General features: G+C 74.5%; 14 protein-coding genes and 1 tRNA gene. 6 read left to right on the forward strand and 9 right to left on the reverse strand.

The features are described 5' to 3' along the window. Positions 1–14 precede the first annotated feature (14 nt). Complete coding sequence (locus LH044_RS13365) at positions 15–1,151, forward strand: serine hydrolase domain-containing protein (RefSeq protein WP_227756082.1); 1,137 nt, start codon at positions 15–17, stop codon at positions 1,149–1,151. 103 nt (positions 1,152–1,254) lie between these two features. Further along, positions 1,255–2,241: a type I methionyl aminopeptidase gene (map, locus tag LH044_RS13370; RefSeq protein WP_227756083.1), complete on the forward strand. Its 987-nt coding sequence runs from the start codon at positions 1,255–1,257 to the stop codon at positions 2,239–2,241. A 15-nt stretch (positions 2,242–2,256) separates the two neighbouring features. On the opposite strand, the gene LH044_RS13375 is transcribed toward map, so the two are convergent. Beyond that, positions 2,257–3,309, reverse strand: a complete 1,053-nt coding sequence (locus LH044_RS13375; RefSeq protein WP_227756084.1) for an LLM class flavin-dependent oxidoreductase — start codon at positions 3,307–3,309, stop codon at positions 2,257–2,259. A gap of 107 nt (positions 3,310–3,416) precedes the next feature. Between LH044_RS13375 and LH044_RS13380 the strand changes: the two genes are divergently transcribed. From LH044_RS13380 to LH044_RS13390, 3 genes are all read left to right on the forward strand, one after another. Further along, positions 3,417–4,298, forward strand: coding sequence for an acyl-CoA thioesterase (locus LH044_RS13380; RefSeq protein WP_227756085.1), 882 nt, complete (start codon positions 3,417–3,419; stop codon positions 4,296–4,298). 74 nt (positions 4,299–4,372) lie between these two features. Then, the gene (locus LH044_RS13385; RefSeq protein ID WP_227756086.1) at positions 4,373–6,244 is read left to right on the forward strand and encodes a glycoside hydrolase family 15 protein; all 1,872 of its coding nucleotides are present in this window, start codon (positions 4,373–4,375) and stop codon (positions 6,242–6,244) included. After that, positions 6,241–7,650, forward strand: coding sequence for a class II fumarate hydratase (locus LH044_RS13390; protein WP_227756087.1), 1,410 nt, complete (start codon positions 6,241–6,243; stop codon positions 7,648–7,650). Before LH044_RS13385 ends, LH044_RS13390 begins: the two co-directional genes overlap by 4 nt. A gap of 64 nt (positions 7,651–7,714) precedes the next feature. Here LH044_RS13390 and LH044_RS13395 read toward each other — a convergent pair whose 3' ends face one another. Beyond that, positions 7,715–9,640, reverse strand: coding sequence for a hypothetical protein (locus tag LH044_RS13395; protein ID WP_227756088.1), 1,926 nt, complete (start codon positions 9,638–9,640; stop codon positions 7,715–7,717). Between the two features lie 139 nt (positions 9,641–9,779). Beyond that, entirely contained in the window at positions 9,780–10,607 is an 828-nt protein-coding gene (locus LH044_RS13400; protein ID WP_227756089.1) for an acyl-CoA thioesterase, read from the reverse strand. 272 nt (positions 10,608–10,879) lie between these two features. Between LH044_RS13400 and LH044_RS13405 the strand changes: the two genes are divergently transcribed. Next, a complete protein-coding gene (locus tag LH044_RS13405; RefSeq protein ID WP_227756090.1) occupies positions 10,880–11,689 on the forward strand; it encodes an inositol monophosphatase family protein in 810 nt (269 codons plus the stop codon). A gap of 13 nt (positions 11,690–11,702) precedes the next feature. On the opposite strand, the gene LH044_RS13410 is transcribed toward LH044_RS13405, so the two are convergent. From LH044_RS13410 to LH044_RS13435, 6 genes are all read right to left on the reverse strand, one after another. Next, positions 11,703–12,650 carry a sigma-70 family RNA polymerase sigma factor gene (locus LH044_RS13410; protein ID WP_227756091.1) on the reverse strand — a complete coding sequence of 316 codons (948 nt, stop codon included), beginning with the start codon at positions 12,648–12,650 and terminating at the stop codon, positions 11,703–11,705. Between the two features lie 289 nt (positions 12,651–12,939). Further along, positions 12,940–13,983, reverse strand: coding sequence for a saccharopine dehydrogenase family protein (locus LH044_RS13415; RefSeq protein WP_227756092.1), 1,044 nt, complete (start codon positions 13,981–13,983; stop codon positions 12,940–12,942). Beyond that, a complete protein-coding gene (locus LH044_RS13420) occupies positions 13,980–14,117 on the reverse strand; it encodes a hypothetical protein (RefSeq protein ID WP_227756093.1) in 138 nt (45 codons plus the stop codon). The genes LH044_RS13415 and LH044_RS13420 overlap by 4 nt, the downstream gene beginning before the upstream one ends. A 92-nt stretch (positions 14,118–14,209) precedes the next feature. Next, a tRNA-Ile gene (locus tag LH044_RS13425) sits at positions 14,210–14,286 on the reverse strand. Positions 14,287–14,382: 96 nt separating this feature from the next. After that, positions 14,383–15,045 carry a DUF3566 domain-containing protein gene (locus LH044_RS13430; protein ID WP_227756094.1) on the reverse strand — a complete coding sequence of 221 codons (663 nt, stop codon included), beginning with the start codon at positions 15,043–15,045 and terminating at the stop codon, positions 14,383–14,385. Between the two features lie 79 nt (positions 15,046–15,124). Beyond that, positions 15,125–15,346 (reverse strand): hypothetical protein, encoded by a 222-nt coding sequence (locus LH044_RS13435; RefSeq protein ID WP_227756095.1) that lies wholly within the window; start codon positions 15,344–15,346, stop codon positions 15,125–15,127. Positions 15,347–15,404: the final 58 nt, after the last annotated feature.

The raw sequence follows: 15,404 nt of genomic DNA on the forward strand, positions 1-15,404 counted from the left end.
ACCGGGGGGATGACATGACCGAGGTCCACGGCCACTGCGACGAGCGCTTCAACGCGGTGCGCGACGCGTTCCAGGCGAACTTCGACAACGGGCTCGAGGACGGAGCCAGCGTGGCGATCGCCGTCGAGGGCGAGCTCGTGGTCGACCTCTGGGGCGGCGTCGCCGACCGTGCGACCGGCGCCCCGTGGGAGGAGGACACGCTCTGCTGCCTGTGGTCGTCGACGAAGACGATGGCGGCGCTGTGCCTGCTCACGCTGGCCGACCGCGGCCTCGTCGACCTGGACGCGCCGGTCGCGACCTACTGGCCGGAGTTCGCAGCGAACGGCAAGGACGGCGTGCTCGTCCGCCACGTGATGTCGCACACCGCCGGCCTTCCCGGCTGGGGCAGGCCGATCTCGCTCGACGACCTCTACGACGTCAGGTCCGCCGCCGCGCTCCTCGCCGACGACGCGCCGTGGTGGGAGCCGGGCACGGCGGCGGGCTACCACGCGGTGACGCAGGGCTTCCTCCTCGGCGAGCTCGTGCGCCGCGTCACCGGCGACAGCCTCGGCACGTTCTTCCGCACGAACCTGGCCGAGCCGCTCGGCGCGGACTTCCACATCGGCACCGGTCCCGAGCACGACCACCGGATCGCCACGATCATCCCGCCGACGAAGGCGCTCGGCGGCCGGTCCTCGGCCGGTTCGGTCGGCGAGCGGGCGCTCAACAACCCGGTGATCACCGCCGACGTCGGCAACACGGTCGACTACCGCCGGATCGAGCTGCCGGCCTCGAACGGCCACGGCAACGCCCGGTCGATGGCGCAGGTGCAGAGCATCGTGAGCGGCGGTGGGTCGGTCGGCGGTCGGAGCTTCCTCTCCGAGGACGCCGTCGCCCAGATCTTCCGGGAGCAGTGGGTCGGACCGGACCTCGTCCAGGAGATCGACACGCGACTGGGCATCGGCTTCGGCCTGAACGGTCCCGAGGTGCCGGTGAGCGCGAACCCGCGGGCCTGCTTCTGGGGCGGGTGGGGCGGCTCGGTCGTGATCAACGACCTGGACGCCCGGACGACCTTCGCGTACGGGATGAACCGCATGGGCGACGGCCTGGACACCGACTTCCGGGCCATCAGCCTCGTGTTCGCCTGGCAGGCCAGCGCGATGGCCGCATGAGGGAGCAGGCCAGCGCGATGGCCGCATGAGGGAGCAGGCCGGCGCCACGGCCGCACGAGGGCCCGCCTGACCGCGGCGGAGCGAGGTCGGTAGCGTGGGGCCCATGGGTCCCTCCCGGAACGCGCCGTGCTGGTGCGGCAGCGGCAAGAAGCTGAAGCGGTGCCACCTGGACCGCGCCCGGCTGGTCCGGCCGGCGGTGCGGATCGGCGCGGTGCGCCCCGAGCGCGCCGTCCCCGAGGGCATCGCCCGGCCCCACTACGTGCTCGACGGGACGGTCTGGCCGCCGCCCGAGGCACAGGTCCTCTCGGGTGAGGCGCTCGAGCGGATGCGCCACGCCTGCCGCGTCGCCGCCGAGGTGCTGGCCGAGACGGTGGCGGCCGTCGGGGTCGGCGTCACCACCGACGAGCTCGACGCCGTCGCGCACGAGGCCTACGTGACCCGGGGCGCCTACCCGTCGACGCTCGGCTACCACGACTACCCGAAGTCGATCTGCACCTCGGTGAACGAGGTCCTGTGCCACGGGATCCCCGACGACCGGCCGCTGCAGGACGGCGACATCGTCAACGTCGACGTCACGGCGTTCGTCGACGGCATGCACGGCGACACGTCCGCGACCGTGGGCGTCGGCACGATCGCCCCAGAGCTGGCCGTCCTGATCGACACGACGCGCGACGCCACGCTGGCCGGGATCGCCAACATCCGCCCGGGTGAGCCGATGCAGCGGGTGGCCGAGGCGGTGACGTCGGTGGCGAAGGACCGCGGCTACGGCGTCGTGTCGGAGTACGGCGGGCACGGGATCGGCGAGGTGTTCCACGCCGACCCGCACATCCACCACACGATCACGTCGCGTGACCGGGCGGTCGCCGTCCCGGGCCTGTGCCTGACCGTGGAGCCGATGCTGCGCACCGGCGCCCCGCGCTTCACGACCGCCGACGACGGGTGGACCGAGGTCCTCGACGACGGGATGCCGAGCGCCCAGTTCGAGCACACGGTCGTCGTCACCGGGACCGGCGCCGAGATCCTGACCGTCCTCGCCGACGGCACGAGCGCCGTGTCGCCGGCCGGGTCGGTGCACGCGCCGGCCGGCTGACCGCCGGCGCGCCGATCAGCTCGCCGCCTGCGCCGGCACCGCTGCGCCGGTGCCCCACGCCTCGGCCAGCAGCTCCATGCTGTTCACCCGCGTCTCGGTGGCGTGGCACACGGTCGACACCATGAGCTCGTCGGCACCGGTGCGCGCCGCCAGCTGCTCGAGCTCCTCGACCGCCCGGTCGGCCGTGCCGACGATGCGGTTCGACCGGGTCGTCCGGGCCACGCCGGCCCACCGGTGGTCGGTCGCCTCCTCGGGGCTCACGAGGCGGATGCGCTCGCCGGTGCGGATGCCGTGGATCAGCAGCTGGCCCGGCAGGGCCTGGCGCTCGGCCTCCTCCTCGGTGTCGGCCACGAGCACGTTGGCCGACACGATGAGGTGCGGTTCGGGCAGCTCGGCCGACGGCCGGAACGACCGGCGGTAGAGCTCGGCCGCCTCGTCGGTCCCGCCCATGTCGAAGTGGTGGGCGAACACGAACCGCAGGCCGAGCAGACCGGCGAGCTGGGCGCTGTAGCCGCTCGAGCCGAGGAGCAGGATCTGCGGCCGCGAGGCGGCGAGCGGCGTCGCCGTGAAGCGCTCCCACAGTGGCCGTCCGCCGGCGACGAGGTCCCCGCGGACCTCGGGCCGGGGGTCGCCGAGCAGGCCCATCAGATCGAGGAGGTCGCGCGGGAAGTCCTCGGCCGACAGGTCCTCGGTGCGGCGCAGCGCCATGGCCGTGTACGGGTCGGTGCCGGGGGCACGACCGATGCCGAGGTCGACGCGGCCCGGGTGCAGCGCCTCGATCGCCGCCACCTGCTCGGCCACGACCAGCGGCGCGTGGTTGGGGAGCATCACGCCACCGGAGCCGACGCGGATCCGCTCGGTCCGGGCGGCCAGGTGCGCCATCAGCACCGGCGGGTTCGTGCTGGCGACCGAGCTCATGTTGTGGTGCTCGGCCACCCAGAACCGCTCGTAGCCGAGCCGGTCGGCGGCCTGGGCCAGCTCGGTGGCGCCGAGGAGGGCGTCGCGCGAGGTGCCCTCGGCGGTCACGATGGCGAGCTCGAGCACGGAGAGGGGGACTCGTGGTGTCACCGGCCCAACCTACGGCGCGGCCGAGCCGGGTCGGCATGCGCTGCCCCGTCCTCCCGGCCCCGGATCTCGGTTGCCGCCGGGTCGGTGGCGGGTGGGAGAGTGACGGCATGGGCACCCCCTTCGGCCACCTGACGACGGTGACGCGGCTCGACGGCCCGCCCGATGCGACGTCGCACCGGTACACCGGGCGCATCGACGACTCGTGGGTGCTGCGACCAATGCCGCAGGGCGGCGTGACCACCGCGATCGCGCTCGCGGCGATGGCCGCCGAGCTCGACCACCCCGACCAGCGCCTGCGGACGATGCACACGATGTTCACCGCGCAGGTGCCGCACGGTGACGTCGAGGCGGACGTCGAGGTCCTGCGGCGCGGCCGCACGATGTCGCACCTGCGCGCCGAGGTCCGCTCCCCCGGTGCGGCCCGCGGCCACATCGTCACCGCCGCCTTCGGCGCCGAGCGGGCCGGGTTCGACTTCACCGACATCGCCCCGCCCCCCGACGTGCCGCTCCCCGACGACTGCCCGAGCTTCCGCGACCCCCCACCCGAGGACTGGGAGCCTGCGTTCGAGCCGATGCCGTTCTGGATGCTCCGGATGGAGGGCCGGCCCGCCCTCGGCAACCCGCCCTGGGCCGACTACGAACCCGATCGGGCCGAGCGGGCCAACTGGTACCGCTTCGACGAGGCCCCGCTCCGCGACGACGGCACGCTCGACCCGTTCTCGTTCGCGCTGCTGGTCGACACGATGCCCGGAGCCGCCGGCGAGAAGCTCGGGCCCGGGCAGCCGCCGTGGTTCGCGCCGAGCGTCGACCTCACGCTGCACGTGCTCGACGACTGCCGCTCACCCTGGGTGCTCGCGCACAACACGGCCCGCCACGCGGGCGGCGGGTACGCGTCGGCCGACATGACGCTCTGGGACTACGGCCCCGGCATGGACGACCCCCGCCCGGTCGCCTACGCCACCCAGGTGTTCCTGTTCTCGATGACCTGACGAGGACCGCGACGAGCCGGCGCGGGCTCGATGAGCCAAGGCGGGGCCCGCTCCGCCCCGTTAGCGTTCGGAGGATGCCGTCGCCCGCCTCCGGCTCACTCATCGAGGATCACGCCCTGATCGGCGACACCCGGGGCGTCGCCCTCGTGGACCGCACCGGTTCCATCGACTGGTGGTGCCCCGCCCGGATCGACGCCCCGGCGTGCTTCGCCGCCCTGCTCGGCACACCCGACCACGGCCACTGGCGCCTCGCCCCGACCGAGCCGGTCCTGCACGTGGAACGGCGCTACGAGCCCGACACGCTCGTCCTCGAGACGGTCATGACCACCGCGTCCGGCACCGTCGCCGTCATCGACTTCATGACGCCGGAGCACGCGGACCCCACGATCCACCGCCGCGTCGAGGGACGCGACGGCAGCGTGCGCATGGAGATGGAGCTGGTCGTCCGCTTCGACTACGGGTCGGTCACGCCGTGGGTGCGGGCCACCGGCGACGGGCTGCTGATGGTGGGCGGCAGCGAGGCGCTGCGGCTCAACAGCCCGGTCCCGCTCCACGGGCGCGACATGCGCACCTACGCCGACTTCAGCGTCGACCGGGGCGAGCACCGCTCGTTCTCGCTCGCCTGGCACCCGTCGGTCGACCCGGCCCCGCTCCCCCTCGACACGGCCGCCGCCCTGCACGGCACCCGCGGCTGGTGGCGGGCGTGGGTGTCGCGCTGCACCTACACCGGTCCGTGGCGCGAGGACGTCATCCGCTCGCTCATCACGCTCAAGGCCCTGACGAACAGCCGCACAGGCGCCGTCGCGGCCGCGGCCACGACCTCGCTGCCCGAGTGGATCGGCGGCGTGCGCAACTGGGACTACCGCTACTCGTGGCTCCGGGACGCCACGTTCACGCTCCAGGCCTTCCTCGTCACCGGCTTCCACGACGAGGCCGCGGCCTGGTCGCGCTGGCTCCGCCGCGCCGTCGCCGGCAGCCCCGGCGACTTCCAGATCCTCTACGGGGTCGGCGGGGAACGCCGCCTGCCCGAGCTCGTGCTCGACTGGCTGCCCGGCTACGAGGGCTCGGCCCCGGTCCGCATCGGCAACGCCGCGTCGGGGCAGTTCCAGCTCGACGTGTTCGGCGAGGTCATGGACGCCGCCGCGACCGCCCGGCGCGCCGGCATGCAGCCCCGCGACGCCGCCGGCGTCGACATCTTCCGCGCCCTCATGGCCCACCTCGAGGCGGTGTGGCAGGAGCCCGACGAGGGGATCTGGGAGGTCCGGGGACCGCGCCGCCACTTCACGCACTCGAAGGTGATGGCGTGGGTCGCGTTCGACCGCGCCGTGCGCATGGCGACGAGCGTCCGCGCCGGCGACCCGATCATCGGCTCGGTCGACGAGCAGCGCGTGGCGCGCTGGGCGGAGCTCCGCGACGAGGTGCACGCGCAGGTCTGCGAGCGAGGCTGGAACGACGACGTCGGCGCCTTCACGCAGTTCTACGGCTCCGACCGGCTCGACGCGAGCCTCCTCATGATGATGGCGGTCGGCTTCCTGCCGCCTGACGACCACCGGATGGTGGCGACGATCGAGGCCATCCGCGAGCGCCTGTCGACCGACGGGTTCGTCCGGCGCTACGAGACCGAGCCGCCCGGGCCCGACGGCACGACGGTCGACGGCCTCCCTCCCGGCGAGGGCGCGTTCCTGCTGACGACGTTCTGGCTGGCCGACGCCCTCGCGATGATGGGTCGCGTCGACGAGGCCACCGAGGTCTTCGAGCGCCTCCGCGGGCTGCGCAACGACGTCGGCCTGCTGTCGGAGGAGTGGGACCCGGCGGCGGGGCGGATGCTCGGCAACTTCCCCCAGGCGTTCTCCCACGTGGGCCTCGTCAACACGGCCGCGAACATCGCCGCTGCCGACGGCCGCGGACCCGGGATGTCGCGAGCCGGGGTAGACCGACCCGCATGAGCACGGACCAGACCGCGACCACCGACGGGTTCCGGGTCGAGCACGACTCGCTCGGAGAGGTCAGGGTCCCGACCGACGCCCGGTGGCAGGCCCAGACCCAGCGCGCCGTCGAGAACTTCCCCGTGTCCGGCACCACCGTCGCGCCCTCGCTCGTCCGGGCGCTGGTCGAGATCAAGCGTGCCGCCGCCCAGATCAACGCCCGCCGCGGCCACGTCGACACCGGGATCACCGACGCGATCGTCGCCGCGGCCGACGAGGTGCTCGGGGGTGCGCACGACGACCAGTTCCCCGTCGACGTGTTCCAGACCGGGTCGGGCACCTCGACGAACATGAACGTCAACGAGGTGCTGTCCACCGTGGCCAGCGGGGGCGGGCTCGACGTCCACCCGAACGACCACGTGAACGCCGGGCAGTCCTCCAACGACACGTTCCCCTCGGCGATCCGCATCGCCGCGGCCGACGGCGTCGTGCACCGCCTGATCCCCGCGCTCGAGCACCTGGCGCGCTCGCTCCGGGGGGCCGCCGAGCGCTTCGACGACGTCGTCAAGGCCGGGCGCACCCACCTGATGGACGCCGTCCCGGTGACGCTGGGACAGGAGTTCGGGGGCTACGCCACGGCGATCGAGCTCGGGATCGACCGCCTCAGGGGGATGCTGCCCCGGCTCGGCCACCTCCCGCTCGGCGGCACCGCGGTCGGCACCGGGCTCAACGCGCCAGAGGGCTTCGCCGCCGAGGTGATCGAGCTCGTCGCGCAGCGCACCGGCCTCGACCTCGTCGAGGCGACCGACCACTTCGAGGCCCAGGGCGCGCAGGACGTGCTGGTCGAGGCGAGCGGCGCGTGCCGGGTCGTCGCTGTCAGCCTCAACAAGCTGGCGTCGGACCTGCGGTGGATGTCGTCGGGCCCGTCGGCCGGCCTGGCCGAGATCCACCTCCCCGACCTCCAGCCCGGCAGCTCGATCATGCCGGGCAAGGTGAACCCGGTCCTCCCCGAGGCGACGCAGCAGGTGGTGGCCCAGGTCATCGGCAACGACGCCGCCGTGGCGTTCGCCGGTGCGTCGGGCAACTTCGAGCTCAACGTGATGCTCCCGGTGATGGGCCGCAACCTGCTCGAGTCGATCGAGCTCCTCGCCAACGTGTCGGTGCTGCTCGCCGACCGCTGCATCGACGGCATCACCGCGGACGCCGAGCGGTCCCGGCGCTACGCCGAGTCGTCGTCCGCGATCGTGACCGCGCTCGTCCCGCTCATCGGCTACGAGCAGGCCGCCGTGGTGGCCAAGGCGGCGGTCGCCTCCGGCCGCACGATCCGCGAGGAGGTCGTCGACCGGGGCCTCGTCGACGACGTCGAGGCGCTGGACCGCGCGCTCGACGTCCTCGCGATGACCCGCGGCGGGCGCAGGACCGACTGAGTCCGGCACCGGCAGCAACACGGCGGGCGCAAGACCGACATCGCCGCTTGGTGCCCGTCGAGGCTCAGGCGCCGTCGGCGCGGCGGCCGAGGACCTTCCGGCCGAGCCGCCGGGGCGACCAGCGGCCCTGCGCCACCACGACCAGGCGCCCGACGGCGGGGTCGAGCGTGCGGGCCCAGTCCCTGATCCCGCTGTTCGACGTCAGGTAGATCACCTGGCTGCGCTCGGCACGGGTGACCAGCGCCTCGAGCGCGACCGCGGCGTCGTCGGCCGCCATCGGCCCGAAGGTGTCGGCCAGCACGACCGGCGGCGGGGCCGAGGACCAGGGGTCGAGCCGGCCGATGATCGCCTCGATCACCGCCGGCACGTCGTCACGGCGGTAGCGGTCGGTCGGTTCGGCGTCGATCCGCTCGACCTGGGCGGTGGCGGCGGCGACGGCACCGGAGGCCGCGACCGCAGCCTGGTCGGCGGCCTGGACCCGGGCCGCGAGCGCCTCGGCCTCGGGGAGGGCCCGGCCGAGCACCTCCTCGAGGTCGGAGATGCGCGACACCAGCTGATCCCGCTGGGCGGCCAGCTCACCGCCGCGGACGGCCAGCGTCCGCTCCTCGTCGTCGAGCTCGGTCACCATGTCGCGGTAGCGGAGCACCTCCTCGCGGGCGGCCTCGATCGCCTCGTCGACCGTCAGCGTCAGGCGCATGACGACGTGGGGCACCTCCGGCACGCGGGCGAGGTGGTCGAGCGACGAGCCCTCGGGCCGGTAGCCCAGGAAGGCGGTCACCCGCTGCTGGGCCGGTTCGCGCTGCGACGCCAGCTGGTCGATGCGGGCCGCCGCGGCCTCGCGTGCCTCGGTCAGGGCCCGGTCGAGCGACTCGATCCGCCCGGTCAGCTCGGCGAGCTTCGCCTCGACGGCCTGGCCGACGCCGCGCGTGGACGTGGCGATCGTGTACTCGAGGTACGAGTCGAACCCGTAGCGGGCCAGCACCTCGAGCTCGGCGGCCGCCGCGGCGTCCTGCTGGCCCTTGGGCGCCTGCAGCAGGGCGATGTGCGCGGCGTCGATCTGGGTCTTCGCCGTGTCGCCGAGCAGACCGGAGGCAGCGAGGGCGACGAGGACCTCGTGGTTGCCGCCGATGTCGGCGCGCTCGGCCGCCAGGGCGGCGACGGTCGGTTCGCCCTCGATCCCGGCGCTCGCGGCCTGCTGCCATGCCGTCTCGACGGCGTGGACCTCGGCCATCAGCGCCTGGGCGCCGGGGCTGACCGCGGCGCTGCCGGCGGCGACGTCGGCGAGCCACCGCTGGACCTCGACGTGCTGGTCGGCGCGCAGACCGCCGAGCCCCGCAGCCCGGTCCACCAGCGCGGCCAGGGCGGTCGTGTCGGAGCCGATGCGGATCGCGGCGCCGTCCTCGGCCGGGCCAAGAGCCGCGGCGAGCTCGCCGCGGACGGCCTGGAGCTCCTCGAGGCGGCGCGTGGCGGCATCGGCGGCGTCGGCGGCCACGGTGCGCTCGGCGGTGATGGCGGCCGGTCGCTGGTCGAGCGCGGCGATCGCGGCGTCGACGTCGGCCACCCGGGCGACGCACCCGTCGCGCTCCTCGGCACCGGCGGTCACGGCCGCAGCCGTGGCGTCGCGGAGGCGGGCCAGGTGGTCGCGCTCGTCGATCGCCCGCCGCAGGTGCTCCCGGGCGACGCCGAGCTCGGCGACGGCGGCGTCGCGGGCGGCGCGGAGCGCGGTGGGATCGGGAGCCGGCAGGTCGCCGGGGCCGATGAGCGGCAACCCGTCCCCCACCAGGTCGAGTGCGACGACCGCGGTGGGGTCGAACGGCGTCAGGAACCCGCCGCCGTCGACGGTGCCGGTCACCTCCGACCCGGCCAGCACGTACGCCCTCCCCAGGAGCGACGCGACGCGCTCCTGCACGGCGGCGCCGGCCACCACGACGTTCAGACGGGGATGCAGCTCGAGGTGCACGCCGCGCTCGGCGCCCACCTGCAGGTCCACCAACCGCACGGGACCCACCTCCTTCCGCTCCCCGATCGGCAGAGGGGCGGCGAAGTGAAGCGAACGGTCCGAGGTTCACCCACCGGGGTGACCGGTCGGACGGGGACCCGGGCCCCCGGTCCCCCGGCCGGGGCTGCGGCTAGCCGTCGCGCTCGCGGGTGTCGCGCAGGAGGACCTCCTGGGCGACGGTGGCCACGTGGGTGCCGTCGAGGCCGAACACGTGACCGAGCGACAGCCCGCGACCGCCCACGAACGTGTGGCAGGTGAAGTCGTGGACGTGCCAGTCGTCGGCCTGCAGCGGGCGGTGGAACCAGATCGTGTGGTCGAGGCTGGCCGTGAACAGCGCCCGGTACAGGGTCTCGTCGGGCTCGTTGCGCACCGGGTGGGCCTGGACGACGGCGTCGGTCGGCAGGTCGTCGCTCATGTAGGCCAGGGCGGCGGCCTGGCGGACCCGGTCGTCGCCGATCGGCTCGGTGGTCCGCAGCCAGGCGGTGGCCCGGCCCCGGCCGTCGCGCTCGATCGAGGAGCTGACCCGGTCGCTCGGCACGAAGGCGCGCTCGAACGCCGCGCTCCACGAGCTCTGCTCCAGCTGGTCGGGCATCGGCAGGTCGGGCGGCGGTGCCAGCGTCTCCACGTCCGCCGAGCGCTCCGGGCGCTGGAAGCTCGCCTCGAGGTTGAGGATCGCCCCGACGGCCTGCCGGGCCACGACGCGCCGCGTCGCGAACGATCGGCCGTCTCGGATGCGGTCGACCTCGTAGCGGACCGGCTCGTCGTGGTCGCCGCGCCGGATGAAGTAGGCGCGCAGCGAGTGCACGCCCAGCTCCTCGGGGACCGTGGACGACGCCGCCATGAGCGCCTGGGCGACGATCTGGCCGCCGTACAGACCGCCCCACGGGTACTGGGGACCGACGCCGACGAAGACGTCCCGGCCGTGGTCGGCCAGCTCGAGGATGGTCGTCAGGTCCACGGCGTGGACGGTAGCCCGACCCGCCGGCCACCGATGAACCGCATCTCGCGACGCAGGACACGACGAGCGCGCCGCGGGACCCGCCGCGGCCGGACGGACGGGGGGCGCCGCCCGCCCGGCCCACGGCATCGGGGCCGAACGATCCCGTGGAGCCGTCCACGGTGCGCCCTTCCCGATGGCATCATCGCCCGGGGCCCATCACCGCCGACATGGGTCGGGTCCCCGCGCACCCGGGTCGGATGGCCCGGGTCCCCGACACCCGGAGCCACCCGATGAACGCTGCAGCACCGTCCGACGTCCCCCCGGTGGACGAGCACCTCATGAACCACGCCGTCTCGTGGACCCGATCGGCCGGAGAGCTCACGCTCGGGTGGTTCAACCACCCGGAGCTCGGCGTCGAGCGCAAGCACGACGGCTCGCCGGTCACGGCCGCCGACCGGGCCGCGGAGCGCCTGCTGCGGGAGAAGATCGCCGAGGAGCTGCCGGACGACGCGATCCGCGGCGAGGAGGAGGAGGACCGCCCCGGCACGTCGGGACGGACATGGGTGATCGACCCGATCGACGGGACCAAGGCGTTCAGCCACGGCGTCGGCACCTTCTCGAACCTGCTCTACATGGAGGACGAGCACGGTCCGGCGATCGGCGTGATCAACCTGCCGGCCCTCGACGAGACCGTGTGGGCCGGGCGGGGCCGGGGGTGCTTCCACGACGGCTCGCCGTGCCGCGTGTCGGACCGGACCGAGATCGAGGGCTCGTACCTCAGCGTCACCGGGTTCCACGGGTGGAACCCGACCATGTTCGAGCGGGTCACCGAGGCCGGCCTCCAGCTGCGGACGTGGGGCGACGCCTACGGCTACGCGCTGGTGGCCTCGGGCCGCGTCGAGGCGATGTTCGACCCGGCGCTGGCGTGGTGGGACATCGCCGCCATGCTCGTGATCATCCCCGAGGCCGGGGGCACCCTCACCAACTGGGAGGGGGGCGACGCCGCCGAGGAGCACATCGACCACCCGGAGTACAAGTGGTCGGCGATCGCCTCGAACGGCGCCTTCCACGACCGGCTGGTCGAGGTGCTCGGCAGCTGAGCCGGGCCCGGGGTCAGCAGGCGGCGCCGGCCAGCGACTGCACCAGCGAGACGAAGGCGCCGTCGGACTCGGGCCGGTCGCGCAGGGTGATCCGCTGGGTCGGCTCCGACGCGGCGCCGATGGCGTCGACGTAGCGGGCGCGCCGACGTGCCACCAGGCCGTCCGGGACCTCGCGGTCCTCGGCGGCGACGTACTGGGCCTCGATGCCCATCTTCAGCATGCCGAGGGCCTCGGTGCGCATCTGCGAGACGCGGGACTCGGTCACGCCCAGGAACCGCGCGAGCTCCTCGGAGGTGCGCTCCTCGATGAAGTAGCCGAGGACGATCACGCGGTGGCGCTCCGGGAGCAGCGCGATGGCGTCGCGGAGGTAGGCGTGCAGCTCGCGCTGCTCGAGCTCCTCGGCGGGCTCGCGCTCGTCGGGGTCCGCCAGCACGTCGACGAGGGTGAGCTCCTCGTCGTCGGTGTCGCCGACGAGGTGCTCGAAGGCCAGCACGACCGAGCGGAAGATCCGGTCGCGGAGCCGGTCCAGCTCGTCACGGGACATGCCGAGCGCCTCGGCGGTCTCACCGATCGACGGGATGCGGCCGAGCTGGCCGGCGAGGCGCTGCTCGGTCTGGTCGAGCCGGCGGGCGAGCGTCCGCACCGAGCGCGGCGCCCAGTCGGCGGATCGGACCGCATCGATGATGGCGCCGCGGATCCGCTGGGCCGCGAAGCGGTTGAACGGCACCCCCCGGGACTCGTCGTAGCGGCGGGCGGCCTCGACGAGGCCGAGCGCCCCGGCCCGGACGAGCTCGTCCCGGTCGACGTGGCGCGGGAAGTGCACCGCGACCTGGAACACGACGTGGTTCACGAGCTCGAGGTGCTCCTCGACGAGCTTCGAGGCCTCGCGGTCGCTCGCCGACGCCGTCGGAGGGAGCAGCGCTCCGCCGGTCGGCCGCTCCGCACGGGTCCGGCGAGCCACCGCCGGACGCTCCTGCGTCGCTCGATCATCCCTCACTGCTGCGCCCATGTCTGCATCGCTCCTCACTGCCGTGGTCGGCCAGAGGGGTATCGGCGCGCAGGCGCGCCGGACTTGAGCAGAAATCCGAAGAAATCCGTGCCCCAGTCCGACGAGACGTCGATTTTCACTCTCTGTGGCGGTATCGGCATCCGCCGGGCCGACCTGAACACCGAACGCGACATTCTTCCGGTCAGCGACTGCGTTCGTGGTCCTCGGGAGTGATCGATCCCGGCGGCGCAGCGCCGCGAGGTCAGGTCCCGCCGAAGGTGGCGCTGCGCACGCCGCGGCGGGCGAGCTCGCGCAGCACCGGCACCGGATCCGCGATCGCGGCCGCGCCGTGGCTCCCGGGCTCGAGCGCACCGGTGGCGACGTGCAGCGCCAGGACGGCGGCGGTCGCGGCGGCGGCCACGCCCGGGCGGTCGAGGACGCCGTACACGACGATCTCGCGGCGGCCGTCGCGGACGCCGCGCAGCTCGACCCGGGCGGCGCCCGGCCCGCCCTCCACCGGCGGCCCGACGAGCACGGGCAGCGGGGCGAAGATGCGGTCGAGCGGCGAGGCCGCGAGGCGGGCCGACACCCGGGTGGCGGTCGGGAAGGCGTCGACGAGCACGAGCGGTTCGGCCAGGTCGGCGCGGTAGCAGTCCCGGGCGCCGATCGGGTCGGGGAACCAGCAGAGCTCCCGGCCGGAGAAGCCGGCCCGCCGGACCCACGTGCCGTCGCGCCACTCCTGGGCCGCCCCCCGCAGCGCCTTCAGGCGCTGGCGGGCGCACGCCGGACCGGCGGCGCCGTCGCGGGCCACGTGGACCTCGTCCACGCGGTCGAGCAGGCCGGCGGCGTGACGAGCGAGCAGGCAGGTGAGCCCGGGTGACATCGCCGCGCCGACGACGACCGTGCGCTGCCGCTCGACGGCGAGGGGGTGGAGCCGGAGCACGGCCTCGACCTCGTCGGCGTCGTCGGTGGTCGCGACCACGTGGCTGCCGGCCTCGAGCGCGGCGCGCACGACGTCGAGCTGCTGGCGCGGCTCGCGGCAGACCAGGACGACGTCGGCCGGACCCGTGCGATCCGCACCGTCGACCGGCCCCTCCTGGAGTCGGACGGCCGCCGCGTCGCCGAACGTCGAGCGGAGCTGGTCGCGCCGGTCCGCCCGCCGGGTCGACAGCGAGACGTGCGACGTCGTCGGGGCGCCGTCGGCCCCGGGGCCGAGGAGCTCCCTCGCGGCACGGGCGCCGACGATCCCCCCGCCGACGACGGCCACCCGGGGCGCACGTCCGCCCGTCGAGGTCGCGCCGCTCACCGCAGGTCGTCCCCGACCAGCTCCCGCCACCCGCCGCGCTGCGGTGGGGTCTCCGTGGAGCCACGGAAGCGGAGGACGAGGCCGATGAGGCCGCCCAGCGCCACGGCCGCCGCCGCTCGTCGCAGACCGCGCACGGTGCCTCCTCGGGGGTGGGGGGCGGGGGGTGCCCGCCCGACGGGCCCCCGGACGCAGGTCCCGGCGTCCGGGTTCCGACACGGGGCCGGGATGGTGGGGCTAGCTGGAATCGAACCAGCGACCTCACCCTTATCAGGGGTGCGCTCTAACCGACTGAGCTATAGCCCCGGCACTCCGAGGCCCGGCCGCTCGTCGCCGAGCGATCGGGCCGGTCGGTCACAGTACCCGAGGACGGATCGGCACGGGAAGCCCGTACCAGGGCGCTCAGGGCTGTGCCGGCTCGTCGATCGGGCGGGCCGACTCCTCCTCGATCACCGACACCCACACGCCGCCGATGATGTCGGAGATCAGGTTGAAGACGAGCGTCGCGACGACGATCGAGGCCGCCAACCCGAGGTGCAGCAGGAGCGAGATCAGGCCGAACTGGCGGAACAGGAACTCGCCGTCGAGCTTCCAGTCCTGCAGCTGGAGCGACGAGTTCACGAAGCTCTCGAGGCTGCTCACGGTCCCGGAGCTGCGGGCCACCGTCCACAGGATGACCGCGGCGATCATCGAGATCAGCCACATGCAGAGCGACACCAGGACGGCGAGCTTCAGCATCGACCACGGGTCGATGTGGCGCACCAGGCGACGCACCTTGCGGGCCTCGAAGCGCTGGCGCCGGTAGCCGAGCACCCGGTTGGGCGTGGGGTCGGCGTCCACCTCGACCGCCCGGCGCCGGGCGGGCGGGCCGCTGGGCGGCTCGGACCGGCGCGTGGCACCAGTCGCCGCCGGGGCGGTCGCCGTCGGCGTCCCGGACCCAGGATCGGCGGCGCGGGAGCCCGAGACCGGCCGTCGGGCCGCCGAGCGCGACGCGGACTGGCCCCGTTCAGCAGGTCCGGGCACCGCAGGTGTCGGCCCGGTGTCGGCCGGACGGGTGCTGCTCACGTGAGCGAGCCTATCCCGAGGTCTCCGACCCATCGGTGAGCCGCCCGGGTGCCCGGCCGTCCGCCAGGGGGCCCCGCGCTCACCCGCCGGCCGGTCGAGCCGCCGCCTCGGCGGTGGCGCCGTCGGCGGCGACGCGCACGCCGACCGTGCTCCCGACCCGGCGGATGGCCCGGATCGAGGCCCCCGCTGCCCCGGTGACCGCCTCGGCGCCCTCGTCGCCACCGGTGACCGCGGCCAGGGCCGCCATGTCGGCGATCGCGTCGGCGCGGGCGCGGCGGACCGCCGCATCCCCGATCCTCACGACGCCCAGTGCGAGCACCGCCGCCACTGCGAGGGTGACGGCGACGAGCGGCGCGATC

This window comes from Dermatobacter hominis (assembly GCF_020715685.1).
GTDB classification, from domain to species: Bacteria; Actinomycetota; Acidimicrobiia; order Acidimicrobiales; family Microtrichaceae; genus Dermatobacter; species Dermatobacter hominis.

What these genes read in the sequence shown, in the direction of transcription:
- LH044_RS13385 (WP_227756086.1), top strand. Translation starts at nt 4,373, where the DNA reads ATGCCGTCGCCCGCCTCCGGCTCACTCATCGAGGATCACGCCCTGATC.
- LH044_RS13380 (WP_227756085.1), top strand. Translation starts at nt 3,417, where the DNA reads ATGGGCACCCCCTTCGGCCACCTGACGACGGTGACGCGGCTCGACGGC.
- map (WP_227756083.1), top strand. Translation starts at nt 1,255, where the DNA reads ATGGGTCCCTCCCGGAACGCGCCGTGCTGGTGCGGCAGCGGCAAGAAG.
- LH044_RS13390 (WP_227756087.1), top strand. Translation starts at nt 6,241, where the DNA reads ATGAGCACGGACCAGACCGCGACCACCGACGGGTTCCGGGTCGAGCAC.
- LH044_RS13405 (WP_227756090.1), top strand. Translation starts at nt 10,880, where the DNA reads ATGAACGCTGCAGCACCGTCCGACGTCCCCCCGGTGGACGAGCACCTC.
- LH044_RS13365 (WP_227756082.1), top strand. Translation starts at nt 15, where the DNA reads ATGACCGAGGTCCACGGCCACTGCGACGAGCGCTTCAACGCGGTGCGC.